We start from the raw sequence: 23,474 nt of genomic DNA on the forward strand, positions 1-23,474 counted from the left end.
GGCCTACGGATTGATGTTGTAGGCCTGATAAGCGAAGCGCCATCAGGCAGTGTTACGCGATTTTTCCAGCAGGAGGCTCTTGTGTCATCGTTCGACTATCTCAAAACCGCCATAAAGCAAAAGGGCTGTACCCTGCAACAGGTGGCGGATGCCAGTGGCATGACCAAGGGATATTTAAGCCAACTGCTGAATGCCAAAATCAAAAGCCCCAGCGCGCAAAAGCTGGAGGCGCTGCACCGTTTTCTCGGGCTGGAGTTTCCGCGCCAGCAGAAAAATATCGGTGTGGTATTCGGTAAGTTTTATCCGCTGCACACCGGCCACATCTATCTCATCCAGCGTGCCTGTAGTCAGGTCGATGAGCTGCATATCATCATGGGTTATGACGATACGCGCGATCGCAGCCTGTTTGAAGACAGCGCCATGTCGCAACAGCCGACGGTGCCCGATCGTTTACGTTGGCTGCTGCAAACATTTAAATATCAGAAAAATATCCGAATTCATGCCTTCAACGAAGAGGGCATGGAGCCGTATCCGCACGGTTGGGACGTGTGGAGCAACGGCATCAAAACGTTTATGCAGGAGAAAGGGATCCAGCCAAACTGGATCTACACCTCTGAAGAGTCAGATGCCCCGCAGTATCTGAAACATCTGGGGATCGAAACGGTGCTGGTGGATCCGAAACGGACGTTTATGAGCATCAGTGGCGGGCAAATCCGCGAAAACCCGTTTCGCTATTGGGAGTATATTCCCACCGAAGTGAAGCCGTTTTTCGTGCGCACCGTGGCGATCCTTGGCGGGGAGTCGAGCGGAAAATCCACACTGGTGAACAAGCTCGCCAATATCTTTAACACCACCAGTGCGTGGGAATACGGGCGTGATTACGTCTTCTCCCATTTGGGCGGCGACGAGATGGCGTTGCAATATTCCGACTACGATAAGATTGCCCTCGGACAAGCGCAATACATTGATTTTGCTGTTAAGTATGCCAATAAAGTGGCGTTTATCGATACCGATTTCGTGACCACTCAGGCATTCTGTAAAAAGTACGAAGGGCGTGAACACCCGTTTGTGCAGGCGCTGATTGATGAGTACCGTTTTGACCTGGTGATCCTGCTGGAAAACAACACCCCATGGGTGGCGGATGGTTTGCGTAGCCTTGGCAGCTCGGTTGACCGAAAAGCGTTTCAGTCGCTGCTGGTCGAGATGCTGCAGGAAAACAATATCGATTTCGTGCACGTTCAGGAACCTGACTACGATGGTCGATTCCTGCGCTGCGTGGAGCTGGTGAAAGAGTTGATGGGCGAGCAGAGATAGGTTAAATGCCGGATAGCGCCGCGCTTATCCGGCCTGGAAGTTGCATTAACCTCGTAGACCGGATACGGCGCTTAACGGTAATTACTTAGAAATACGCTTGTACTTGATACGCTTCGGCTCCAGAGCATCGGCGCCCAGCGTGCGTTTCTTATACTCTTCGTATTCGGTAAAGTTACCTTCGAAGAACTCAACCTTACCTTCATCCTGGTAGTCCAGAATGTGGGTGGCGATACGGTCGAGGAACCAACGGTCGTGCGAGATAACCATCGCGCAGCCCGGGAACTCCAGCAGGGCGTTTTCCAGCGCGCGCAGGGTTTCGATATCCAGGTCGTTGGTCGGTTCATCGAGCAGCAGCATGTTGCCGCCAACCTGCAGTAGCTTCGCCAGGTGCAGACGACCGCGCTCACCGCCGGACAGTTCGCCCACGCGTTTACCCTGATCCACGCCTTTGAAGTTAAAGCGGCCTACGTAGGCGCGGCTTGGCATTTCGGTGTTGCCGATCTTCATGATATCCAGCCCGCCGGAAACTTCTTCCCACACGGTTTTGCTGTTATCCATTGCGTCACGGAACTGGTCAACGGAGGCCAGCTTCACGGTTTCGCCCAGCGTGATGGTGCCGCTGTCAGGCTGTTCCTGGCCGGACATCATGCGGAACAGCGTCGATTTACCCGCGCCGTTCGGACCGATGATGCCGACGATAGCGCCTTTCGGTACCGAGAAGCTCAGGTCGTCGATCAGCACGCGATCGCCGTAGGATTTACGCAGATTGCTGACCTCAACGACTTTATCGCCCAGACGAGGTCCAGGTGGAATAAACAGTTCGTTGGTTTCGTTACGCTTCTGGTATTCGGTGTTATTCAGCTCTTCAAAGCGCGCCAGACGGGCTTTGCCCTTAGACTGGCGGCCTTTCGCGCCCTGACGCACCCACTCCAGCTCTTTCTCGATAGATTTACGACGAGCGGCTTCCTGAGAAGCTTCCTGCGCCAGACGCTGATCTTTCTGCTCCAGCCAGGAGGAGTAGTTGCCTTCCCATGGAATACCTTCGCCGCGGTCCAGCTCCAGAATCCAACCCGCAACATTGTCGAGGAAGTAACGGTCGTGGGTAATCGCCACGACGGTACCCTCGAAGTCGTGCAGGAAGCGTTCCAGCCAGGCAACGGATTCGGCATCCAGGTGGTTGGTTGGTTCGTCGAGCAGCAGCATGTCTGGTTTTTCCAGCAGCAGGCGGCACAGCGCGACGCGGCGGCGTTCACCACCGGAAAGGTTCTCGATTTTGGCATCCCAGTCCGGCAGACGCAGGGCGTCAGCGGCACGCTCGAGCTGCACGTTCAGGTTATGGCCGTCGTGCGCCTGAATAATCTCTTCAAACTTGCCCTGCTGCGCGGCCAGTTTATCGAAGTCGGCGTCCGGTTCTGCGTACTTGGCATACACTTCATCCAGGGCTTTCAGGGCGTTAACGACTTCGGCCACCGCTTCTTCAACAGACTCACGGACGGTGTGTTCCGGGTTCAGTTTTGGTTCCTGCGGCAGGTAACCGATTTTAATGCCCGGCTGTGGGCGAGCTTCGCCTTCGATTTCGGTATCAATGCCGGCCATGATGCGCAGCAGGGTAGATTTACCCGCGCCGTTCAGACCGAGTACACCGATTTTGGCGCCAGGGAAGAAGCTCAGTGAGATGTTTTTAAGAATATGACGTTTCGGCGGAACGACTTTGCCGACACGATGCATGGTATAAACGAATTGAGCCACGTGGACTTCGCCTCTTTTATAGTGATGAATAGAGTTATCAAAAGCGAAGTGTAGCCTTTTTCATTGCCCAATCCCAGCCAGCAGATCTCACTCGCAACAAAAGTAAAAAAGTGTCCGTGACGTGGCGCATTCTGCAATGTCTGGTTAGCATGAATGAATTAAGCGGCATGATGCTGCACAGACGTAACATGACAAGAGGAAGAGCTTGTGGACAAAGCCAAACAATTTACCTGGCGCCTGCTGGCGGCCAGCGTATGTCTGCTGACGGTCAGTCAAGTGGCGCGAGCCGATTCCCTGGATGAGCAGCGCAATCGCTATGCGCAAATTAAGCAGGCCTGGGATAACCGACAGATGGATGTCGTGGAGCAGATGATGCCCGGCCTGAAGAACTATCCTCTGTATCCCTATCTGGAATATCGTCAGATTACTGACGATCTGATGAATCAGCCGACCATTACCGTCACCAATTTTGTGCGCGCCAACCCGACGCTGCCCCCGGCGCGTACTCTGCAATCGCGTTTTGTGAATGAACTGGCGCGACGGGAAGACTGGCGTGGACTGCTGGCGTTTAGCCCGGAAAAACCGGGTACCACGGAAGCGCAATGTAACTATTACTTCGCGAAATGGAGTACCGGACAAACCGAAGAGGCATGGCGGGGCGCGAAAGAGCTGTGGCTGACCGGGAAAAGTCAGCCGAACGCCTGTGACAAATTATTCGGCGTGTGGCGCGCCTCAGGCACTCAGGATCCGCTGGCTTATCTGGAGCGTATTCGTCTGGCGATGAAAGCGGGCAATACGGGGCTGGTCACCGCGCTGGCCGGGCAAATGCCTGGGGAATATCAGACGATTGCGTCGGCAATCATTGCGCTGGCTAACGATCCAAACACCGTAATGACCTTTGTGCGCACCACTGGCGCAACGGATTTCACCCGGCAGATGGCGGCGGTGGCTTTTGCCAGCGTGGCGCGTCAGGATGTCGAAAACGCCCGCCTGATGATCCCCTCTTTGGTGCAGGCGCAGCAGTTAAATGACGAGCAGACTCAGGAGCTGCGCGACATCGTCGCCTGGCGTCTGATGGGCAATGACGTCACCGACGAACAGGCGAAATGGCGTGATGATGCGATTATGCGCTCAAATTCCACCTCGCTTGTGGAGCGTCGCGTGCGGATGGCGCTGGGAACTGGCGATCGTCGTGGCCTGAATACCTGGCTGGCGCGTCTGCCGATGGATGCAAAAGAAAAAGACGAGTGGCGCTACTGGCAAGCGGATCTGCTGCTGGAGCGCGGACGCGAGGCAGAAGCGAAAGAGATCCTGCATCAACTCATGCAGCAGCGCGGTTTCTACCCGATGGTGGCGGCGCAACGCCTCGGTGAAGAGTACGAGCTGAAGGTGGATAAAGCGCCAGCGAACGTTGACTCTGCGCTGACTCAGGGACCGGAAATGGCGCGCGTACGCGAGCTGATGTACTGGAATCTGGATAATACCGCGCGCAGTGAATGGGCAAATCTGGTCACCAGCCGCACTAAGTCCGAGCAGGCGCAGCTGGCGCGCTACGCGTTTAACAATCATTGGTGGGATCTGAGCGTACAGGCGACGATCGCCGGTAAACTGTGGGATCATCTGGAAGAGCGCTTCCCGCTGGCCTATAAAGATCTGTTTACCCGCTATACCAGCGGGAAAGATATTCCGCCAAGTTATGCGATGGCGATCGCGCGTCAGGAAAGCGCCTGGAACCCGAAAGTGAAATCGCCGGTTGGTGCCAGTGGGCTGATGCAGATTATGCCGGGCACCGCGACGCACACGGTGAAAATGTTCTCGATTCCGGGTTACAGTAGTCCGAGTCAACTGCTGGATCCTGATACCAACATCAACATTGGCACCAGCTATTTGCAGTATGTTTATCAGCAATTTGGCAATAACCGCATCTTTGCATCGGCGGCCTATAACGCCGGACCGGGGCGCGTGCGCACCTGGCTGGGTAATAGCGCAGGTCGGATCGATGCCGTGGCGTTTGTCGAAAGCATTCCGTTCTCAGAGACGCGTGGTTATGTGAAGAACGTGCTGGCTTACGATGCGTACTATCGTTATTTCCTTGGCGATAAACCGGAGCTGATGAGCGACGCAGAATGGCAACGTCGTTACTGATCGTATCGGTTGTGTTATGCTATCGTACTCGTTAAAGAGTACAAAAGGGGGAGGCAAGCACGCTTCCCCCACAACGATGGCGATATCTTATGACTCAGCAATCACCCTATTCAGCAGAGATGGCAGAACAGCGTCACCAGGAGTGGTTACGTTTTGTCGACTTACTTAAACACGCCTATGAGCAAGATTTACATTTGCCGCTACTCAATTTGATGTTGACGCCGGATGAGCGCGAAGCGTTGGGCACGCGCGTGCGTATCATTGAAGAGCTGTTGCGCGGCGAGATGAGCCAGCGCGAGCTGAAAAATGAGCTTGGGGCGGGCATCGCCACCATTACGCGCGGTTCAAACAGCCTGAAATCCGCGCCGGTGGATCTGCGCCAGTGGCTGGAGCAGGTACTGCTCGGGAAAAATTGATCCGCCGGATGCGGCTTTGCCTTATCCGGCCTACGATTGAACATCCGGCACAATGCTATAAATACACCGCGTTATGAAACGGACTAAGCGCCAGAATGACCGCCTGATGGTAAACGCTTGAGCGCGTCAGCTTACCCGCGGTAAATACGCCAATCGCGCCCTCTTTACGACCAATCTCATCAATGCCTGTGTACTGCGACATCACCGGGCCAAGCGCTTCTCCCTGGCGGACTCTGTCGAGAATAACGGCGGGCAGCGGCAGCGTGGCCGATCGCGCTTCACCGCGCTGAACGCCGTTATCAATCACCACCCAACTGAAGGTGGCGTCATCGTCAATTCCAGCTTCGATGGCTACCCAGAAATCAGCTTGTGGATACAGGCGTCGCGCATTATCCACGCGATTTCGTGCGCCAGTGCGCGTTTCCTGGCTTCCAAAAGGCTGTTCCGGTACGCCGCTCTCGACGGCGACGGGTTCGATATGGCAGGATCCTTCCCCGAAAATCTCTTCAAATGCCCGGAGAATTGCCTGAATTTTGGCAGGATTGGTGGTAGCAGAGATAACCTTGTGCATAATAAAGCTCAGTTTGAAAATTCATCGCATCGCAGTATAACGGAAAAAAAGCATGTTACAGGTATACCTTGTTCGCCATGGTGAAACGCAGTGGAACGCCGAGCGACGTATTCAAGGCCAGTCTGACAGCCCACTGACCGCTAAAGGTGAGCAGCAGGCCATGCAGGTTGGTGAACGCGCCCGCTCGTTGGGTATTACGCATGTCATCAGTAGTGATTTAGGTCGTACACGACGCACAGCAGAAATCATCGCTCAGGCTTGTGGTTGTGATATCACTTATGACTCCCGGCTGCGTGAACTGAATATGGGCGTGCTGGAAAAACGTCATATCGACACGCTGACGGCTGAAGAAGAGGGCTGGCGTCGTCAGTTGGTGAACGGTACGGTTGATGGGCGTATTCCGGAAGGGGAATCGATGCAGGAGCTGAGCGATCGCGTCAACGCGGCGCTGGCAGCCTGCCTGGACCTTCCGCAGGGGAGCCGCCCACTGTTGGTGAGCCACGGGATCGCGCTGGGTTGCCTGGTGAGTACGATTCTGGGGTTGCCGGCATGGGCCGAACGTCGCCTGCGTCTGCGCAATTGCTCTATTTCCCGCGTTGATTACCAGGAAAGTTTATGGCTTGCGCCGGGATGGGTGGTTGAAACGGCAGGGGACATCTCACATCTGGACGCCCCTGCGTTGGATGAGCTGCAGCGTTAGCGGCGAATCGGTATCAGGAATTCGCAGCGCAGGTTGATCGGGCGATCTCCCGCTTTGGCATCTTCTGCCGGGTAGTATCGCTCGATATCCTGCCCTTTACGGCGGGTCAGGTTTAGCATCGGCATGCAGGTGCCGTACACCGTCAGGATAAACTCCTGTACGCCGGTCCCCAGCCCTTCATAGGTAAACATCACGTATTCGCCGCCCTGCAGCAGGATAGGCTGCGCCGCCGGTACATAGCCATTGGCTTGTTCCGGCGTCAGTGCCGTGGTGTAAAACACTTCCTGTTCGTCGTCCTTTTCAATGCTCGGACGCGTTTCGTTCAGCCCGTACAGCACCGGCGGGATTGAAGGCGCATGGCCAAGGAAGTCGCGCCAGAACTGAATACGCATTTCATGACGGAAATCTGAAATCTGTTCCAGCGAGCAGGAATAGCTTTGCGTGGTGCCCAGCAGTTGCGTATCTTCCAGCGTCACAAACTCGTGCGCAGGCATGGCAAATTCACCGAGTCGCATTGGCGGGCGAATACCAAAAGCGCTCCATTCCGGCGAGCGGCGATACAGCGCTGGCGTCTGAGAAAACTGTTTCTTGAACGCGCGGGTAAAGGTTTGTTGAGAGTCGAAGCGGTATTGCAGGGCAATATCCAAAATAGGGCGCGCAGTCAGGCGAAGCGCCACTGCGGATTTCGATAAACGACGGGCGCGGATATAGGCGCCAATAGCATGGCCCGTCACGTCCTTAAACATTCTCTGCAGGTGCCACTTGGAATAGCCTGCTTTTGCCGCCACATTGTCAAGCGACAAAGGCTGATCCAGATGACCTTCCAGCCAGATTAATAGGTCGCGAATAATGCCAGCCTGATCCATAAAATATCCTCATCCTTTCAACAACGAGTACCTGACGTCAGGTATGAGGATAATAGCATTTTTTGTTGTTTTAGCATTCAGTGTTTTTTTTGCTCATAAATGCTTTTTTTGGACATTCGAAAGCGTGATTATTGTAATCCTGTGATCTGTATACGTTTTATCTTAGAATGTCGAATAATTACCCAGAGTAACTTTTAAGAATGGTAACAATATGAAATATAAGAGCTTAGCCATTTCCTCAATTTTGCTGATGTTGGCGCAAGTCGCCCATGCGGAGCAGATTGGATCTGTCGATACGGTGTTCAAAATGTTTGGACCGGACCATAAAATTGTGGTCGAGGCGTTTGACGATCCGGATGTGACCAATGTGACCTGCTACGTGAGTCGTGCCAAGACCGGCGGCATCAAAGGTGGGTTGGGGCTGGCTGAAGATACCTCTGATGCCGCCATCTCCTGCCAGCAGGTAGGACCGGTGGAACTGAGCGACAGAATCAAGAACGGTAAAGCACAAGGCGAAGTGGTGTTTAAAAAACGGACCTCGCTGGTGTTTAAGTCCTTACAGGTCGTACGTTTTTATGACGCAAAACGTAATGCGCTGGCCTATCTGGCCTATTCAGATAAAGTGGTTGATGGATCGCCCAAAAATGCCATCAGCGCTGTGCCCATTATGCCGTGGCGGCAATAACAAGGAAGCAAAATGCAACAGCCGTTGATCTGGTTGGTTGAGGATGAGCAGGGCATCGCGGATACGCTTATTTACATGCTGCAGCAGGAAGGCTTTCGCGTAGAAGCGTTTGAGCGCGGGCTGCCGGTGCTGGAAAATGCGCGCCAGAGATGCCCCGATGCGATAATTCTGGACGTCGGCCTGCCGGATATCAGTGGTTTTGAGCTGTGTCGACGCCTGCTGGAACGTCATCCGGCGCTGCCGATCCTTTTTCTCACCGCGCGCAGCGATGAAGTGGACCGCCTGCTGGGGCTGGAGATCGGCGCGGATGATTATGTTGCCAAACCCTTCTCGCCGCGTGAGGTGTGCGCCCGCGTACGTACACTGCTGCGGCGGGTGCAAAAATTCGCCTCTCCTTCCACAACGACGCGCTGCGGGGATTTTGAGCTTAATGAGCTGGCCGCGCAGATTACCTGGTTCGGTATACCGTTAACTCTGACGCGCTATGAATTCCTGTTGCTGAAAACACTGCTGATGTCGCCGGGGCGCATTTACTCTCGCCAGCAATTGATGGATTTAGTCTGGGCCGATGCGCAGGACACCTTCGACAGAACGGTCGATACCCACATCAAAACGCTGCGAGCCAAACTACGGGCGATCAACCCTGATATCTCGCCCATTAATACGCATCGCGGTATGGGATACAGCCTGAGGAGCGTCTGATGCGCATTGGTATGCGTTTGCTGCTCGGCTATTTCCTGATTGTCGCCGTTGCCGCCTGGTTCGTGTTGTCGATCTTTGTGCAGGAAATTAAGCCTGGCGTCCGCCGGGCGACTGAAGGCACATTGATTGATACCGCCACGTTGCTGGCTGCGCTGGCGCGTGATGATTTACTCTCTGACGCTCCCGCCAACGGTAAGCTGGCGCAAGCATTTTCCCAACTGCATAACCGCCCATTCCGTGCCAATATCAGCGGCATTAACAAAGTGCGTAATGAATACCATGTCTATATGACGGACGCGCAGGGTAAGGTGCTGTTTGATTCCGCTAACAAAGCGCTCGGCCAGGACTATTCCCGTTGGAATGACGTGTGGTTAACGTTGCGTGGGCAGTATGGCGCCCGCAGTACGTTGCAAAATCCGAACGATCCGGAAAGTTCGGTAATGTACGTTGCCGCGCCGATCGTTGACGGCGGGCGTATTATCGGGGTGCTTAGCGTTGGCAAACCCAATGCAGCGATGGCGCCGGTGATTAAACGCAGTGAACGGCGGATGCTGTGGGCCAGCGCGGTATTGCTGGGGATCGCCTTAGTGATTGGCGCGGGGATGGTATGGTGGATCAACCGTTCTATTGCCCGACTGGCGCGCTATGCCGATTCCGTTACTGAGAATCGCCCCGTCCCACTACCTGATTTAGGCAGCAGTGAGCTACGTAAACTGGCGCAGGCGCTGGAAAGTATGCGTCTGAAGCTGGAGGGCAAGAATTATATTGAGCAGTACGTTTATGCGTTAACGCATGAACTCAAAAGTCCTCTGGCGGCCATTCGCGGCGCGGCGGAAATTTTGCGCGAAGGCCCGCCGCCGAACGTGGTGGCGCGTTTTACCGATAATATTCTGGTACAAAATGCGCGCATGCAGGCGCTGGTTGAAACCTTGTTACGCCAGGCGCGCCTGGAGAATCGCCAGGACATTACGTTGACGCCGGTGGCGGTAGATGCGCTGTTTGCCCAGCTCAAAGAGGCCCGGAGCGTGCAACTGGCGGCAAAAAACATCACGCTGACTATTATGCCTTCATCGCTTAGCGTTGATGCCGATCCCGCGCTGCTGGAGCAGGCATTGGGGAATTTGCTCGACAATGCTATCGACTTTACGCCACAGGACGGGACGATTGTGCTCAGTGCGCATCAGCACGAGGATCAGGTCACGTTGCAGGTTACCGACAGCGGCAGCGGGATCCCTGACTTTGCGTTGCCGCGTATTTTCGAACGCTTCTACTCGCTGCCCCGTGAAAATGGGCTTAAGAGCAGCGGATTGGGACTGGCGTTTGTCAGTGAGGTTGCGCGACTGCATGCAGGCTCGGTGACCTTACGCAATCGACCGGAAGGTGGGGCACAGGCTTCGTTTACGCTTCACCGTCACTTCACATAACTTCAAATTCCCCGCACATAGCTGTTCTACCTTGCTGGTATTGCAAAGGAGAACGCTATGTTGAAATCACCCCTGTTCTGGAAAATCGTCACCTTAGGCGGCGCTATGCTGCTGTTGTTAATTCCCCTCACAATGGTCAGGCAGATAATCGTTGAGCGATCGGATTATCGCCATGATGTTGAAGATGCAATCCGCCAGAGCACCAGCGGACCGCAAAAGATGGTTGGCCCGTTGATTGCCGTTCCGGTGACGGAACTTTATACCGAGCTGGAAGAGGGTAAAGAGGTCCAACGTAAGCGCAGCTATATCCATTTCTGGTTACCGGAATCGTTGGTCGTCGAGGGAAGCCAAAACGTTGAAGCGCGTAAAATTGGTATTTATGAAGGCCAGGTCTGGCATAACGATTTGGCGGTGAAAGCCGAGTTTAACGCTGAACGTTTGAGTGATTTAAACCATCCTAATGTCAGTATCGGCAAACCGTTCATAGTGGTGGGCGTGGGGGATGCGCGTGGGATCGGCGTGGTTAAATCCCCCATGGTTAACGGCACGTCGCTGGCCGTGGAGCCAGGAACGGGTCTGGCGGGTCGTGCTCAGGGGATCCATATTCCGCTACCCAACGCGAGCTGGGCAGCGCAAAATCTCAGCGTGGCGCTGTCGCTTAATTTGAGCGGAACCGGCGACTTCTCCGTCGTTCCGGTTGGCCGTAACAGTGAAATGATCTTAACCAGCAATTGGCCGCATCCCAACTTTCTTGGGGATTTTCTTCCGGCTAAGCGCGAAATCAGTGAGTCTGGATTCAATGCCCAGTGGCAAAGCAGTTGGTTTGCTAATAACCTCGGCGAACGCTTTGATGGCGAAAAGATTGGCTGGGAGGGAATGCCTGCATTTAGCGTTGCTGTCGCCACCCCTGCGGATCAGTATCAATTGACGGACAGGGCGACAAAATATGCCATTTTGCTGATTGTGCTGACCTTTATGTCTTTCTTTGTGCTTGAAAGCATGACCAGCCTTCGACTGCACCCGATGCAGTACCTGCTGGTGGGGTTATCGCTGGTGATGTTTTATCTGTTGCTGCTGGCGTTGTCAGAACACATTGGTTTTACCGCCGCGTGGATTACGGCAAGCCTTGTGGGCGCATTGATGAACGGTGTATATCTGCAGGCGATATTACAGGGTTGGCGCAAGAGTATTTTGTTCACCGTAGCGCTGCTGGGGCTGGATGGCGTGATGTGGGTGTTGCTCCGTTCGCAGGACAGTTCTTTACTGCTTGGCACCAGCGTGCTGTTATTCGCGCTGTGTGGCGTGATGTTCCTGACGCGTCATCTTGACTGGCACTCGCTGGCGCAGCCAAAACCAACGTCGAAAGCGCTTCCTGAGCCACAACCCGTTGAGAGTGATGAATTACGTATATGGAAATAGCGGAGCGGTGAAATGAAAAACGGCGCATAAAGCGCCGTTTTTGTACGTGTGAGGATCGAATTAATCCTGCAGGTCGCCGCAGAAACGGTAGCCTTCACCGTGGATGGTAGCGATGATTTCTGGCGTATCCGGCGTTGATTCGAAATGTTTACGAATGCGGCGGATAGTCACGTCAACGGTACGGTCATGTGGCTTCAGTTCGCGACCGGTCATTTTTTTCAGCAGTTCTGCGCGAGACTGGATTTTGCCAGGATTCTCACAGAAGTGAAGCATGGCGCGGAATTCGCTGCGTGGCAGTTTATACTGCTCGCCATCAGGACCAATCAGAGAGCGGCTGTTGATGTCCAACTCCCAGCCATTGAACTTGTAGCTCTCGACGCTACGGCGTTCTTCGCTGACGGTACCCAGATTCATGGTACGCGACAGCAGGTTACGAGCACGGATAGTCAGTTCGCGCGGGTTAAACGGCTTGGTGATGTAATCGTCGGCGCCGATTTCGAGGCCGAGAATTTTATCGACTTCGTTATCACGGCCCGTCAGGAACATCAGCGCAACGTTAGCTTGTTCGCGGAGTTCGCGCGCTAACAGGAGGCCATTTTTCCCAGGCAGATTGATATCCATAATCACAAGGTTGATGTCATATTCAGAGAGAATCTGATGCATTTCCGCGCCATCTGTCGCTTCGAATACATCATAGCCTTCTGCTTCGAAAATGCTTTTCAACGTGTTGCGTGTTACTAACTCGTCTTCAACGATAAGAATGTGCGGGGTCTGCATGTTTGCTACCTAAATTGCCAACTAAATCGAAACAGGAAGTACAAAAGTCCCTGACCTGCCTGATGCATGCCGTAAATTAACATGATCGGCGTAACATGACTAAAGTACGTAATTGCGTTCTTGATGCACTTTCCATCAACGTCAACAACATCATTAGCTTGGTCGTGGGTAGTTTCCCTCTGGACCCGACAGTGTCAAAAACGGCTGTCATCCTAACCATTTTAACAGCAACATAACAGGCTAAGACGTACCGGACACCCAATAAAACTACGCTTCGTTGACATATATCAAGTTCAATTGTAGCACGTTAACAGTTTGATGAAATCAACGCATCCAAATGTTTGCTTTCATCACAAAATTGCAATATTACAACTAGTTGCACGAGCTAATTAATAAATGTAATGAATCCAACCAATGCTATCCATTTTAAATTAAATTATCATGGATAAACAGCAGGATATACAACTTCTGTTAACATAAAAAGCAATAGTACAGGTTGGAAATAGTTTAGCATTTTTTATTAGATGCGAAATCCTTTTTCAGTGATTTCTGTTAAAAATATGTAAATTCGCGCTGCGTAATATGTTGATGTGCGTCACATTATTACCTGCCGACTGGCCAAAAGAGTATCGAAATGCGTTTAACAATTATTCTGGTTGCCCCTGCCAGAGCGGAAAATATTGGTGCGGCTGCCCGCGCGATGAAGACCATGGGATTCACTCAATTGCGGATCGTGGACAGCGAGGCCCACCTGGAGCCTGCAACGCGATGGGTCGCACATGGATCGGGCGACATTATTGATAATATTAGCGTTTTTCCAACTCTTGCCGAAGCGTTGCACGACGTTGATTTTACCGTTGCGACCACGGCACGCAGTCGGGCGAAGTTTCATTATTACGCCACGCCGGTCGAACTCGTTCCTCTGTTGCAGGAAAAATCTGCGTGGATGGATCACGCCGCGCTGGTGTTTGGGCGCGAAGATTCCGGGCTGACCAACGAAGAATTAGCACTGGCGGATGTCCTTACCGGAGTACCAATGGTGGCTGACTACCCTTCACTCAATCTGGGGCAGGCGGTGATGGTGTATTGCTATCAATTAGCAGGTTTAATACAACAACCGGCCAAAAATAGTGAGGTGACGGATGAACTTCAGTTGCAGGCGTTGCGCGCGCGCGTTTTACGTTTATTAGCCACGCTGAACGTTTCTGACGACATCAAACTCACCGACTGGCTGCAACAGCGAATGGGCTTATTAGGGCAGCGAGACACGGCAATGCTGCACCGTTTTTTACATGATATAGAAAAAAACATAACAAAATAAAATGCTGGTTAATGTTTTATCATTGGCGTTTTGTTTTGGTTTCAAGTGGGTCGGACATACTGTATTGGTTGAAAGTAAAAGGGCAAGCAGTGGCTCATGAACAAGTTTCGGAATGTGATCAATTTAAAAATTTATTGACTTAGGTCAGCAGATACTTTAACCCTAAAAGAATACAAGACAGACAGATAATAATTACAGAGCACACAACATCATGAAACGCATCAGCATCACCATTACCACAACCATCACCATTACCACAGGTAACGGTGCGGGCTGACGCGTACAGGAAACACAAGAAAAAGCCCGCACCTAAACAGTGCGGGCTTTTTTTTCGACCAAAGGCAATGAGGTAAACCATGCGAGTGTTGAAGTTCGGCGGTACATCAGTGGCAAATGCAGAGCGATTTCTGCGGGTTGCCGACATTCTGGAAAGCAATGCCAGACAGGGGCAGGTCGCGACCGTTCTCTCTGCCCCTGCCAAAATTACCAACCATCTGGTGGCGATGATTGAAAAGACCATCGGTGGTCAGGATGCTTTAGCCAACATCAGCGATGCCGAACGCATTTTCTCAGAGCTTTTAGCTGGTCTTGCCGCCGCGCAGGCGGGTTTCCCGCTGGCTCCGCTCAAAGCCTTGGTTGAACAAGAATTTGCTCAGATTAAGCACGTCCTGCACGGTATCAGCCTGTTGGGGCAGTGCCCGGACAGCATCAATGCCGCGCTTATCTGCCGTGGCGAAAAAATGTCGATCGCCATCATGGCTGGCCTGCTGGAAGCGCGCGGGCACAACGTGACGGTCATCGACCCGGTTGAGAAACTGCTGGCGGTTGGCCATTACCTCGAATCTACTGTTGATATCGCCGAGTCTACGCGACGCATTGCCGCCAGCCGTATTCCAGCGGACCATATGATTCTGATGGCCGGATTTACCGCCGGGAATGAAAAAGGTGAGTTAGTGGTGCTGGGGCGTAATGGCTCTGACTACTCCGCCGCCGTACTGGCCGCCTGTTTGCGTGCGGACTGTTGCGAGATCTGGACCGATGTCGACGGCGTATATACCTGCGATCCGCGTCAGGTACCCGATGCCCGACTGCTGAAGTCGATGTCTTATCAGGAAGCGATGGAGCTTTCTTACTTCGGCGCTAAAGTACTACATCCGCGCACCATTACCCCTATTGCCCAGTTCCAGATCCCGTGCCTGATTAAAAATACCGGCAATCCGCAAGCGCCCGGTACGCTGATCGGTGCCAGCAGTGATGACGACGACTTGCCGGTAAAAGGCATTTCTAACCTCAATAACATGGCGATGTTTAGCGTCTCCGGCCCTGGAATGAAAGGTATGGTGGGCATGGCGGCGCGCGTTTTCGCCGCGATGTCGCGTGCAGGCATCTCGGTGGTGCTGATCACGCAATCCTCTTCTGAATACAGCATCAGCTTCTGTGTCCCACAGGGCGACTGCGCGCGTGCGCAGCGCGCGATGCAGGATGAATTCTATCTCGAGCTGAAAGAAGGTCTGCTGGAGCCGCTGGCGGTGACTGAGCGTCTGGCTATCATCTCGGTGGTTGGCGATGGTATGCGCACGTTGCGCGGCATCTCGGCGAAATTCTTTGCCGCGCTGGCTCGCGCGAACATCAATATCGTGGCGATCGCCCAGGGGTCTTCTGAGCGTTCTATTTCGGTGGTGGTGAACAACGACGACGCCACCACCGGCGTACGCGTGACTCATCAGATGCTGTTCAACACCGACCAGGTGATTGAAGTGTTTGTGATTGGTGTCGGTGGGGTGGGCGGTGCGCTGCTGGAGCAGCTTAAACGTCAGCAAACCTGGCTGAAAAACAAGCATATCGATTTGCGCGTGTGCGGCGTGGCGAACTCGAAGGCCCTGCTGACCAACGTCCACGGTCTGAATCTGGAAAACTGGCAGTCTGAGCTGGAGTGTGCGAAAGAGCCTTTCAACCTTGGGCGTTTAATTCGTCTGGTGAAAGAATATCATCTGCTCAATCCGGTGATTGTCGACTGTACCTCAAGCCAGGCGGTGGCGGATCAGTATGCCGACTTCCTGCGCGAAGGCTTCCATGTGGTCACCCCGAACAAAAAGGCCAATACGTCGTCGATGGATTACTACCATCAACTGCGTTTTGCTGCGGCGAAGTCGCGACGTAAATTCCTGTACGACACCAACGTGGGCGCGGGCTTGCCGGTTATTGAAAACCTGCAAAACCTGCTCAGCGCAGGCGATGAACTGCAACGATTCTCCGGCATCCTTTCCGGTTCGCTGTCGTTTATTTTTGGCAAGCTGGATGAAGGCATGAGCTTCTCGCAGGCGACCACCATGGCGCGTGAGCTGGGCTATACCGAGCCCGATCCGCGTGATGATCTTTCCGGTACAGATGTGGCGCGTAAGCTGCTGATCCTGGCCCGTGAAACCGGCCGTGAGCTGGAGCTGTCTGACATTGTCATTGAACCGGTCCTGCCAACAGAATTTGATGATTCCGGTGATGTTCCCGCGTTTATGGCGAAGTTGTCACAACTGGATGACGCCTTTGCCGCGCGCGTGGCGAAAGCTCGTGATGAGGGGAAAGTATTGCGCTATGTTGGCAATATTGAAGAGGACGGCGTCTGTCGCGTGAAAATTGATGCAGTAGACGGCAACGATCCGCTGTTCAAAGTGAAAAACGGTGAAAACGCGCTGGCGTTCTATAGCCATTACTATCAGCCGTTACCGTTGGTGCTGCGCGGATACGGCGCAGGTAATGACGTAACGGCGGCGGGCGTATTTGCCGACCTGCTACGTACCCTTTCATGGAAGTTAGGAGTCTGACATGGTAAGAGTTTATGCCCCGGCTTCCAGCGCCAATATGAGCGTCGGATTTGATGTGCTCGGGGCGGCGGTAACCCCCGTAGACGGTTCGCTATTGGGTGATGTGGTCTCTGTTGAGCCAGCCGACCAGTTCAGTCTGAATAATCTTGGGCGCTTTGCTGACAAACTGCCTTCTGAGCCGCGAGAAAATATCGTCTATCAGTGCTGGGAGCGATTCTGTCAGGAGCTGGGTAAAACCGTTCCGGTGGCAATGACGCTGGAAAAAAATATGCCGATTGGCTCCGGGTTAGGTTCCAGCGCCTGTTCCGTTGTGGCGGCGTTAGTCGCCATGAACGAGCACTGTGGGAAACCGCTCAACGACACGCGCCTGTTGGCGATCATGGGAGAGCTGGAAGGACGTATCTCCGGCAGTATTCATTACGATAATGTTGCCCCGTGCTTTTTGGGCGGTATGCAGTTAATGATCGAAGAAAACGGCATTATCAGCCAGCAGGTGCCAGGCTTTGATGAGTGGCTGTGGGTACTGGCGTATCCGGGGATTAAAGTGTCGACGGCGGAAGCGCGGGCCATTTTACCTGCGCAGTATCGCCGTCAGGACTGCATCGCCCACGGGCGGCATCTGGCAGGGTTTATCCATGCCTGCTATTCCCGTCAGCCTCTTCTGGCCGCGAAGCTGATGAAAGATGTCATCGCTGAGCCGTATCGTACCCGCTTGCTGCCAGGCTTCAGCCAGGCGCGTCAGGCGGTAGCGGAAATCGGCGCGTTGGCCAGCGGGATCTCCGGGTCAGGGCCGACGCTGTTCGCCTTGTGCGATAAGCCGGATACGGCGCAGCGTGTCGCAGACTGGCTGGCTAAACATTATCTGCAAAATCAGGAAGGCTTTGTTCATATTTGCCGGTTGGACACGGCAGGCGCACGGGTACTGGGATAATCAATGAAACTCTATAATCTGAAAGATCATAACGAACAGGTCAGCTTTGCGCAGGCCGTCACGCAAGGGCTTGGCAAGAATCAGGGGTTGTTTTTTCCGCACGATCTGCCGGAATTCAATCTGACAGAAGTGGATGAGATGCTGAACCAGGACTTCGTTAGCCGCAGCGCTAAGATCCTTTCCGCATTTATTGGCGACGAGATCTCGCAGGAGATCCTGGAAGAGCGCGTACGCGCGGCGTTTGCGTTCCCGGCGCCGGTTGCTCAGGTTGCAGCGGACATTGGCTGTCTGGAGCTGTTCCACGGTCCTACACTGGCATTTAAAGATTTTGGCGGGCGCTTTATGGCGCAGATGCTGACGCACATCAGCGGCGACAAACCGGTAACGATTCTGACGGCGACCTCCGGCGATACCGGTGCTGCCGTGGCGCATGCGTTTTATGGTCTGCCGAACGTTCGCGTGGTGATCCTCTACCCGAGCGGCAAGATCAGCCCATTACAGGAAAAACTGTTCTGTACGCTGGGCGGTAACATTGAAACCGTCGCTATTGATGGTGATTTTGATGCTTGCCAGGCGTTGGTGAAACAGGCGTTTGATGACGAAGAACTGAAGGTGGCGCTGGGGCTGAACTCGGCTAACTCAATCAATATCAGCCGTCTGCTGGCGCAAATCTGTTACTACTTTGAAGCTGTGGCTCAACTGCCGCAAGAAGCGCGCAACCAGCTGGTTATTTCCGTTCCCAGCGGCAACTTTGGCGATCTGACCGCCGGACTGCTGGCGAAATCGCTGGGCTTGCCGGTGAAGCGCTTTATTGCGGCGACCAACGTCAACGATACGGTTCCACGCTTCCTTGCAGAAGGCGAGTGGGCGCCGAAGGCGACGCAGGCGACGTTATCCAACGCGATGGATGTCAGCCAGCCGAACAACTGGCCGCGTGTGGAAGAACTGTTCCGCCGTAAAATCTGGCGTCTGAATGAGCTGGGGTATGCCGCCGTTGACGATGCTACCACTCAGGATACGATGCGCGAGCTGCATGAAATGGGGTACACCTCAGAACCGCATGCGGCGGTGGCTTACCGTGCGCTGCGTGACCAGTTGAATCCTGGCGAGTATGGCTTGTTCCTCGGCACCGCGCATCCGGCGAAGTTTAAGGAAAGCGTTGAAGAGATTCTTGAGCTTACGCTGGCTCTGCCAAAAGAGCTGGCGGAGCGCGCTGATTTGCCGCTGCTCTCTCATCACCTGCCTGCTGATTTTGCTGCGCTGCGTAAGCTGATGATGACCCGCGGTTAACGGTAGTGCCCGCTGGCGTTGTGCTTAGCGGGCCTGCAAAACCTGTAGGCCGGATAAGGCGTTAGCCGCCATCCGGCATGTACACTACTGCTCGTGGCGTTTAAACACCAGTTCGCCATTCCCTGACGCTTCTTCATCAAAGAAATAGCCTTCACTGTTAAATGCCGTCAGTTGCTCTGGCTGAGTTAAGCGATTTTCAATGATGTAGCGGCTCATCAGGCCACGCGCTTTTTTGGCATAAAAGCTGATGACTTTGAACTTACCGTTCTTCTCATCGAGGAAGACCGGTTTGATAAGTTCGGCGTTCAGTTTTTTCGGCTTCACGGATTTAAAATATTCATCTGATGCGAGGTTAATCAACACGCTGTCGCCTTGTGCTTCCAGCGCTTCGTTAAGTTTGTCGGTGATGGTATCGCCCCAGAACTGGTAAAGATCTTTCCCCTTTGGATTGGCCAGACGAATGCCCATCTCCAGACGGTAAGGCTGCATCAAATCCAGCGGACGCAACACGCCGTACAGCCCGGACAACATGCGTAAATGCTGCTGAGCGAAGTCAAAATCCGCTTCGCTGAAGGTTTCAGCCTGCAGCCCGGTATAAACGTCGCCTTTAAACGCCAGAATAGCCTGACGCGCATTCTCCGGTGTGAAATCGGGCTGCCAGTCATGGAAACGGGTGGCGTTCAGATCCGCCAGCTTGTCGCTAATTCCCATCAGCTTGCCAATCTGCGGCGCGGAGAGTTGTCGCGCCACGTGAATAAGCTGCTGCGAGTGATCCAGCAGTTCGGGCAGCGTGTGGCGTGTGGTTGCCAGCGGACTTTGGTAGTCGAGCGTTTTTGCAGGTGAAATCAGAATCAGCATATCCAGTCCTTGCAGGAAATTTACTGCGACTTTAGCAAAAAAATGGACAGAATTGATCGATGGTTGCGATTGCCGCGTTAATCACGCGGCGTTTCATCCCAGCTTTCGGGCGCAAGCTGCTGCCTGATATCAGGATAACGGCGCGGATCAAATTCCGGGCGCACCCCGAGTTTACGCTGGCGCAGATAGTCGCTGGCGAGGGTATGGACAACCGGTGAGAGCAGTAAAATCGCCGTCAGGTTAGTGATGGCCATACAGGCCATGATGATGTCGGCAAGTTGCCAGAGCAGCGGGAAGCTGAGTAATGTGCCGCCGACAACGGTGCTCACGGTCGCGATACGTAATAGCCAAATTACCCGGATATTGTCCAGCTTCAGGAAAATAAGGTTGTTTTCCGCGTAGATGTAGTTGGCGACGATAGAGCTAAAGGCAAACAGGATCACAATAAAGGCGACGAATCCGGCGCCCCATTCCCCCGTCAGCGAGACCATCGCTCTCTGCAGCAACTGGATGCCTTCAATGGGGATAGAACTGGTGCCATTACCCGCCAGCAGAACGATCATCGCACTGGCCGTACAAAGAATCAGCGTATCGCCTAAAACACCGATCATTTGCACAATGCCTTGTGCCGCAGGATGCGGAGGCCATGACGCAGCCGAGGCGGCGGCGTTCGGGGTTGAGCCCATTCCGGCCTCATTCGAGAACATACCGCGTTGAAAGCCGCTGGCAATGGCCTGGCTTAGCGTATACCCGGCGGCGCCGGCGGCGGCTTCCTGCCAGCCAAAGGCACTTTTAACGATGGTTATGATAATGTCGGGAAGCTGAGCGAAATGCCAAAGGCAGATGACGAGGCTACAACCGACCCACAACAGAGCCATCACCGGAACAAACCATTGCATCAGACGGGCAACGCCTTTAATACCGCCGACGATGACCAGTAATGATGTGATAGCCAGGGCGATACCGGAGAAGAGAGGAGGGATATCGAAAGCAAAAGCAAGTGCGCGCGAGACCGAGTTTGCCTGCACGCTGTTAAAAATCAGTCCATATGCGATGAGTAAAAAGATGGCAAAAAGCACGCCCATCCAGCGCATACCCAGTCCACGCGCCATATACCACGCAGGACCGCCGCGAAACTGTCCCTTGCTGTCGCGTTCTTTATACAGTTGCGCAAGTGAGCATTCGGCAAACGAGGTTGCCATCCCAATGACTGCCGAGACCCACATCCAGAAAACGGCTCCCGCGCCGCCTGCGGCGATTGCCAACGCCACGCCCGCCAGATTTCCGCTGCCGATCCGCGCGGCAAGACTGGTGCATAAAGCCTGAAAGGAAGTTAAACCGCCCGGTTGCGGGCTGATGCTGTTTTTAAGACTTCTGCCAAACTGGCGAATGTAGCGAAACTGGATGAACCCCGTACGCCAGGTGAACCAACATCCTGCGCCAAGCAGGAGGTAGATCATTACCGAGCCCCAGAGTATTTCATTAATAAATGCGAAAAAATCAGGCATTAACATCCCTCTTGTTGATGCCGGTAAGCGCGAATAATCCCATGTAAGCGCTACCAATTATCGACCAGTATATACCTTCTAAGTAGATTGATTACGGGAGTTTATCATAACAACAGGTATATCCCTTAATTGCGCATCTCAGGCTTTGAGCTGCGTAATCAGGGCTGAGCGGCAGGTCGGACAATACAGGCGGTTGCGCTGAGAGTGCGTCGTGCTATCATCAGGGAAGATCGGTTACATCCCCCTAACAAGCTGTTTAAAGAGAATCACTATCATGACGGACAAATTGACCTCCCTTCGTCAGTTCACCACAGTAGTGGCCGACACCGGAGACATCGCGGCAATGAAGCTGTATCAGCCTCAGGATGCCACAACTAACCCTTCTCTCATTCTTAACGCAGCGCAGATCCCGGAATATCGCAAGCTGATTGATGACGCTGTAGCCTGGGCTAAGCAGCAGAGCAACGACCGCGCGCAGCAGGTCGTCGACGCGACCGACAAACTGGCGGTAAACATTGGTCTGGAGATCCTGAAACTGGTCCCGGGTCGCATTTCCACAGAAGTTGACGCTCGCCTGTCCTACGACACCGACGCATCCATCGCGAAAGCAAAACGTCTGATTAAACTGTACAACGATGCTGGCATCAGCAACGATCGCATTCTGATCAAACTGGCTTCAACCTGGCAGGGCATTCGTGCCGCTGAGCAGCTGGAAAAAGAAGGCATCAACTGTAACCTGACTCTGCTGTTCTCTTTCGCGCAGGCGCGCGCTTGTGCAGAAGCTGGCGTATACCTGATTTCTCCGTTCGTTGGTCGTATTCTTGACTGGTACAAAGCCAACACCGACAAGAAAGAGTATGCACCGGCAGAAGATCCGGGCGTGGTTTCCGTAACGGAAATCTACGAGTACTACAAACAGCACGGTTACGAAACCGTAGTTATGGGCGCGAGCTTCCGTAACATCGGTGAAATCATCGAGCTGGCGGGCTGCGATCGTCTGACGATTGCACCGGCGCTGCTGAAAGAGCTGGCGGAAAGCGAAGGCGCTATCGAACGTAAACTGTCCTTCTCTGGCGAAGTGAAAGCGCGTCCTGCACGTATCACTGAAGCTGAGTTCCTGTGGCAGCACAACCAGGATCCAATGGCTGTAGACAAACTGGCGGACGGTATCCGTAAGTTTGCTGTAGACCAGGGCAAACTGGAAAAAATGATCGGCGATCTGCTGTAATCATTTCGGCGTGGCCCTGACAGGGGTCACGCTACCTCTTCTGAAACCTGTCTGTCCTTCCTTTCGCAGTGTATCATTCTGTTTAACGAGACTGTTTAAACGGAATAATCATGAATACTTTACGCATTGGCCTGGTGTCCATTTCTGATCGTGCTTCCAGCGGCGTTTACCAGGATAAAGGTATCCCGGCCCTTGAAGAGTGGCTGGCATCAGCCCTAACAACCCCTTTTGAGCTGCAAACACGGCTGATCCCGGATGAACAGGCGATCATCGAACAAACCTTATGCGAGCTGGTTGATGAAATGAGCTGTCATCTGGTACTGACGACCGGCGGAACGGGGCCGGCACGTCGCGACGTAACGCCAGACGCTACGCTGGCCGTAGCCGACCGCCAGATGCCTGGTTTTGGTGAGCAAATGCGCCAGATAAGTCTGCACTTTGTGCCAACCGCAATCCTTTCCCGTCAGGTTGGCGTGATTCGCAAACAGGCGCTGATCCTGAATCTGCCTGGGCAGCCGAAATCGATCAAAGAAACGCTGGAAGGCGTGAAAGATGCCGATGGTAAGGTCATCGTGCCAGGCATTTTTGCAAGTGTACCGTATTGTATACAGCTGTTGGATGGACCTTATGTTGAGACTGCACCGTCAGTAGTAGCATCTTTTCGCCCTAAAAGCGCGATCCGCGATACAAACGCCTGAAAGTAGCCTGGTTGTGATATAAGTAACAATGAAGGTGGAGTATTGAATTGTTT

General features: G+C 53.6%; 22 protein-coding genes and 1 other annotated feature. Of the genes, 16 read left to right on the forward strand and 6 right to left on the reverse strand.

The annotated features are described in order from the left end of the window. Window positions 1-81 precede the first annotated feature (81 nt). Complete coding sequence (gene nadR / locus FOB24_RS05305; RefSeq protein WP_038637017.1) at window positions 82-1,314, forward strand: multifunctional transcriptional regulator/nicotinamide-nucleotide adenylyltransferase/ribosylnicotinamide kinase NadR; 1,233 nt, start codon at window positions 82-84, stop codon at window positions 1,312-1,314. Between the two features lie 81 nt (window positions 1,315-1,395). Here nadR and ettA read toward each other — a convergent pair whose 3' ends face one another. Beyond that, window positions 1,396-3,063 carry an energy-dependent translational throttle protein EttA gene (gene ettA / locus FOB24_RS05310; RefSeq protein WP_150344634.1) on the reverse strand — a complete coding sequence of 556 codons (1,668 nt, stop codon included), beginning with the start codon at window positions 3,061-3,063 and terminating at the stop codon, window positions 1,396-1,398. Window positions 3,064-3,270: 207 nt separating this feature from the next. On the opposite strand from ettA, the gene sltY reads away from it, so the two are divergent. Further along, window positions 3,271-5,208, forward strand: coding sequence for a murein transglycosylase (gene sltY, locus FOB24_RS05315; RefSeq protein WP_150344635.1), 1,938 nt, complete (start codon window positions 3,271-3,273; stop codon window positions 5,206-5,208). An 89-nt stretch (window positions 5,209-5,297) separates the two neighbouring features. Further along, complete coding sequence (trpR, locus tag FOB24_RS05320) at window positions 5,298-5,624, forward strand: trp operon repressor (RefSeq protein ID WP_003837292.1); 327 nt, start codon at window positions 5,298-5,300, stop codon at window positions 5,622-5,624. A 55-nt stretch (window positions 5,625-5,679) separates the two neighbouring features. Here the strand turns inward: trpR and yjjX are convergent, their stop codons facing one another. Then, window positions 5,680-6,195, reverse strand: coding sequence for an inosine/xanthosine triphosphatase (yjjX, locus tag FOB24_RS05325; protein ID WP_137346815.1), 516 nt, complete (start codon window positions 6,193-6,195; stop codon window positions 5,680-5,682). A 52-nt stretch (window positions 6,196-6,247) separates the two neighbouring features. On the opposite strand from yjjX, the gene gpmB reads away from it, so the two are divergent. Next, the gene (gpmB, locus tag FOB24_RS05330; RefSeq protein ID WP_069324097.1) at window positions 6,248-6,895 is read left to right on the forward strand and encodes a 2,3-diphosphoglycerate-dependent phosphoglycerate mutase GpmB; all 648 of its coding nucleotides are present in this window, start codon (window positions 6,248-6,250) and stop codon (window positions 6,893-6,895) included. Here the strand turns inward: gpmB and robA are convergent. Further along, a complete protein-coding gene (gene robA, locus FOB24_RS05335; RefSeq protein WP_061382877.1) occupies window positions 6,892-7,761 on the reverse strand; it encodes an MDR efflux pump AcrAB transcriptional activator RobA in 870 nt (289 codons plus the stop codon). The two genes, gpmB and robA, sit on opposite strands and share 4 nt — an antisense overlap. Before the next feature lie 211 nt (window positions 7,762-7,972). Here robA and creA point away from each other — a divergent pair, with 211 nt between their 5' ends. Genes creA through creD form a run of 4 tightly spaced genes read left to right on the forward strand, consistent with a single transcriptional unit; the run spans window position 7,973 to window position 11,991 of the window. Beyond that, a complete protein-coding gene (creA, locus tag FOB24_RS05340; protein WP_038637033.1) occupies window positions 7,973-8,446 on the forward strand; it encodes a protein CreA in 474 nt (157 codons plus the stop codon). 12 nt (window positions 8,447-8,458) lie between these two features. Further along, a complete protein-coding gene (gene creB / locus FOB24_RS05345) occupies window positions 8,459-9,148 on the forward strand; it encodes a two-component system response regulator CreB (protein WP_085048350.1) in 690 nt (229 codons plus the stop codon). Further along, a complete protein-coding gene (gene creC, locus FOB24_RS05350) occupies window positions 9,148-10,572 on the forward strand; it encodes a two-component system sensor histidine kinase CreC (protein ID WP_150344636.1) in 1,425 nt (474 codons plus the stop codon). Before creB ends, creC begins: the two co-directional genes overlap by 1 nt. Before the next feature lie 57 nt (window positions 10,573-10,629). Beyond that, window positions 10,630-11,991: a cell envelope integrity protein CreD gene (creD, locus tag FOB24_RS05355; RefSeq protein WP_150344637.1), complete on the forward strand. Its 1,362-nt coding sequence runs from the start codon at window positions 10,630-10,632 to the stop codon at window positions 11,989-11,991. A gap of 60 nt (window positions 11,992-12,051) precedes the next feature. On the opposite strand, the gene arcA is transcribed toward creD, so the two are convergent. Then, window positions 12,052-12,768 (reverse strand): two-component system response regulator ArcA, encoded by a 717-nt coding sequence (arcA, locus tag FOB24_RS05360; protein WP_001194359.1) that lies wholly within the window; start codon window positions 12,766-12,768, stop codon window positions 12,052-12,054. Window positions 12,769-12,863: 95 nt separating this feature from the next. Between arcA and yjjY the strand changes: the two genes are divergently transcribed. The 6 genes from yjjY (at window position 12,864) to thrC (ending at window position 19,129) form a co-directional block, all read left to right on the forward strand. Then, complete coding sequence (gene yjjY, locus FOB24_RS05365) at window positions 12,864-13,004, forward strand: YjjY family protein (protein WP_042998021.1); 141 nt, start codon at window positions 12,864-12,866, stop codon at window positions 13,002-13,004. 398 nt (window positions 13,005-13,402) lie between these two features. Continuing rightward, entirely contained in the window at window positions 13,403-14,089 is a 687-nt protein-coding gene (locus tag FOB24_RS05370; RefSeq protein ID WP_150344638.1) for a tRNA/rRNA methyltransferase, read from the forward strand. Between the two features lie 206 nt (window positions 14,090-14,295). Next, window positions 14,296-14,422, forward strand: a sequence feature (Thr leader region). Then, entirely contained in the window at window positions 14,301-14,366 is a 66-nt protein-coding gene (gene thrL, locus FOB24_RS05375; RefSeq protein ID WP_032337689.1) for a thr operon leader peptide, read from the forward strand. It overlaps the preceding feature by 66 nt. Before the next feature lie 23 nt (window positions 14,423-14,445). After that, complete coding sequence (thrA, locus tag FOB24_RS05380; protein ID WP_069324093.1) at window positions 14,446-16,908, forward strand: bifunctional aspartate kinase/homoserine dehydrogenase I; 2,463 nt, start codon at window positions 14,446-14,448, stop codon at window positions 16,906-16,908. 1 nt (window position 16,909) lies between these two features. Continuing rightward, window positions 16,910-17,839 carry a homoserine kinase gene (gene thrB / locus FOB24_RS05385; protein ID WP_038637046.1) on the forward strand — a complete coding sequence of 310 codons (930 nt, stop codon included), beginning with the start codon at window positions 16,910-16,912 and terminating at the stop codon, window positions 17,837-17,839. A 3-nt stretch (window positions 17,840-17,842) separates the two neighbouring features. Further along, window positions 17,843-19,129, forward strand: a complete 1,287-nt coding sequence (gene thrC, locus FOB24_RS05390; protein ID WP_038637048.1) for a threonine synthase — start codon at window positions 17,843-17,845, stop codon at window positions 19,127-19,129. A gap of 84 nt (window positions 19,130-19,213) precedes the next feature. Here the strand turns inward: thrC and yaaA are convergent, their stop codons facing one another. Together yaaA and FOB24_RS05400 are read right to left on the reverse strand one after the other, a co-directional pair. Then, the gene (gene yaaA, locus FOB24_RS05395) at window positions 19,214-19,987 is read right to left on the reverse strand and encodes a peroxide stress protein YaaA (protein WP_150344639.1); all 774 of its coding nucleotides are present in this window, start codon (window positions 19,985-19,987) and stop codon (window positions 19,214-19,216) included. 77 nt (window positions 19,988-20,064) lie between these two features. Beyond that, on the reverse strand, window positions 20,065-21,495 hold the full coding sequence (locus FOB24_RS05400) for an alanine/glycine:cation symporter family protein (protein WP_110496084.1): 1,431 nt from the start codon (window positions 21,493-21,495) through the stop codon (window positions 20,065-20,067). A 274-nt stretch (window positions 21,496-21,769) separates the two neighbouring features. On the opposite strand from FOB24_RS05400, the gene tal reads away from it, so the two are divergent. Further along, window positions 21,770-22,723 (forward strand): transaldolase, encoded by a 954-nt coding sequence (gene tal, locus FOB24_RS05405; RefSeq protein ID WP_005124064.1) that lies wholly within the window; start codon window positions 21,770-21,772, stop codon window positions 22,721-22,723. A 110-nt stretch (window positions 22,724-22,833) separates the two neighbouring features. Further along, the gene (mog, locus tag FOB24_RS05410; protein ID WP_044699039.1) at window positions 22,834-23,421 is read left to right on the forward strand and encodes a molybdopterin adenylyltransferase; all 588 of its coding nucleotides are present in this window, start codon (window positions 22,834-22,836) and stop codon (window positions 23,419-23,421) included. Window positions 23,422-23,474 lie beyond the last annotated feature (53 nt).

It is taken from the genome of Citrobacter werkmanii (assembly GCF_008693645.1).
GTDB classification, from domain to species: Bacteria; Pseudomonadota; Gammaproteobacteria; order Enterobacterales; family Enterobacteriaceae; genus Citrobacter; species Citrobacter werkmanii.

Coding starts and splice junctions, on each gene's coding strand:
- robA (WP_061382877.1), bottom strand. CDS start 7,761: ATGGATCAGGCTGGCATTATTCGCGACCTATTAATCTGGCTGGAAGGT.
- FOB24_RS05370 (WP_150344638.1), top strand. CDS start 13,403: ATGCGTTTAACAATTATTCTGGTTGCCCCTGCCAGAGCGGAAAATATT.
- thrB (WP_038637046.1), top strand. CDS start 16,910: ATGGTAAGAGTTTATGCCCCGGCTTCCAGCGCCAATATGAGCGTCGGA.
- mog (WP_044699039.1), top strand. CDS start 22,834: ATGAATACTTTACGCATTGGCCTGGTGTCCATTTCTGATCGTGCTTCC.
- gpmB (WP_069324097.1), top strand. CDS start 6,248: ATGTTACAGGTATACCTTGTTCGCCATGGTGAAACGCAGTGGAACGCC.
- FOB24_RS05400 (WP_110496084.1), bottom strand. CDS start 21,495: ATGCCTGATTTTTTCGCATTTATTAATGAAATACTCTGGGGCTCGGTA.
- thrA (WP_069324093.1), top strand. CDS start 14,446: ATGCGAGTGTTGAAGTTCGGCGGTACATCAGTGGCAAATGCAGAGCGA.
- yjjX (WP_137346815.1), bottom strand. CDS start 6,195: ATGCACAAGGTTATCTCTGCTACCACCAATCCTGCCAAAATTCAGGCA.
- arcA (WP_001194359.1), bottom strand. CDS start 12,768: ATGCAGACCCCGCACATTCTTATCGTTGAAGACGAGTTAGTAACACGC.
- creB (WP_085048350.1), top strand. CDS start 8,459: ATGCAACAGCCGTTGATCTGGTTGGTTGAGGATGAGCAGGGCATCGCG.
- creD (WP_150344637.1), top strand. CDS start 10,630: ATGTTGAAATCACCCCTGTTCTGGAAAATCGTCACCTTAGGCGGCGCT.
- thrC (WP_038637048.1), top strand. CDS start 17,843: ATGAAACTCTATAATCTGAAAGATCATAACGAACAGGTCAGCTTTGCG.
- creA (WP_038637033.1), top strand. CDS start 7,973: ATGAAATATAAGAGCTTAGCCATTTCCTCAATTTTGCTGATGTTGGCG.
- creC (WP_150344636.1), top strand. CDS start 9,148: ATGCGCATTGGTATGCGTTTGCTGCTCGGCTATTTCCTGATTGTCGCC.
- yjjY (WP_042998021.1), top strand. CDS start 12,864: ATGACTAAAGTACGTAATTGCGTTCTTGATGCACTTTCCATCAACGTC.
- trpR (WP_003837292.1), top strand. CDS start 5,298: ATGACTCAGCAATCACCCTATTCAGCAGAGATGGCAGAACAGCGTCAC.
- yaaA (WP_150344639.1), bottom strand. CDS start 19,987: ATGCTGATTCTGATTTCACCTGCAAAAACGCTCGACTACCAAAGTCCG.
- tal (WP_005124064.1), top strand. CDS start 21,770: ATGACGGACAAATTGACCTCCCTTCGTCAGTTCACCACAGTAGTGGCC.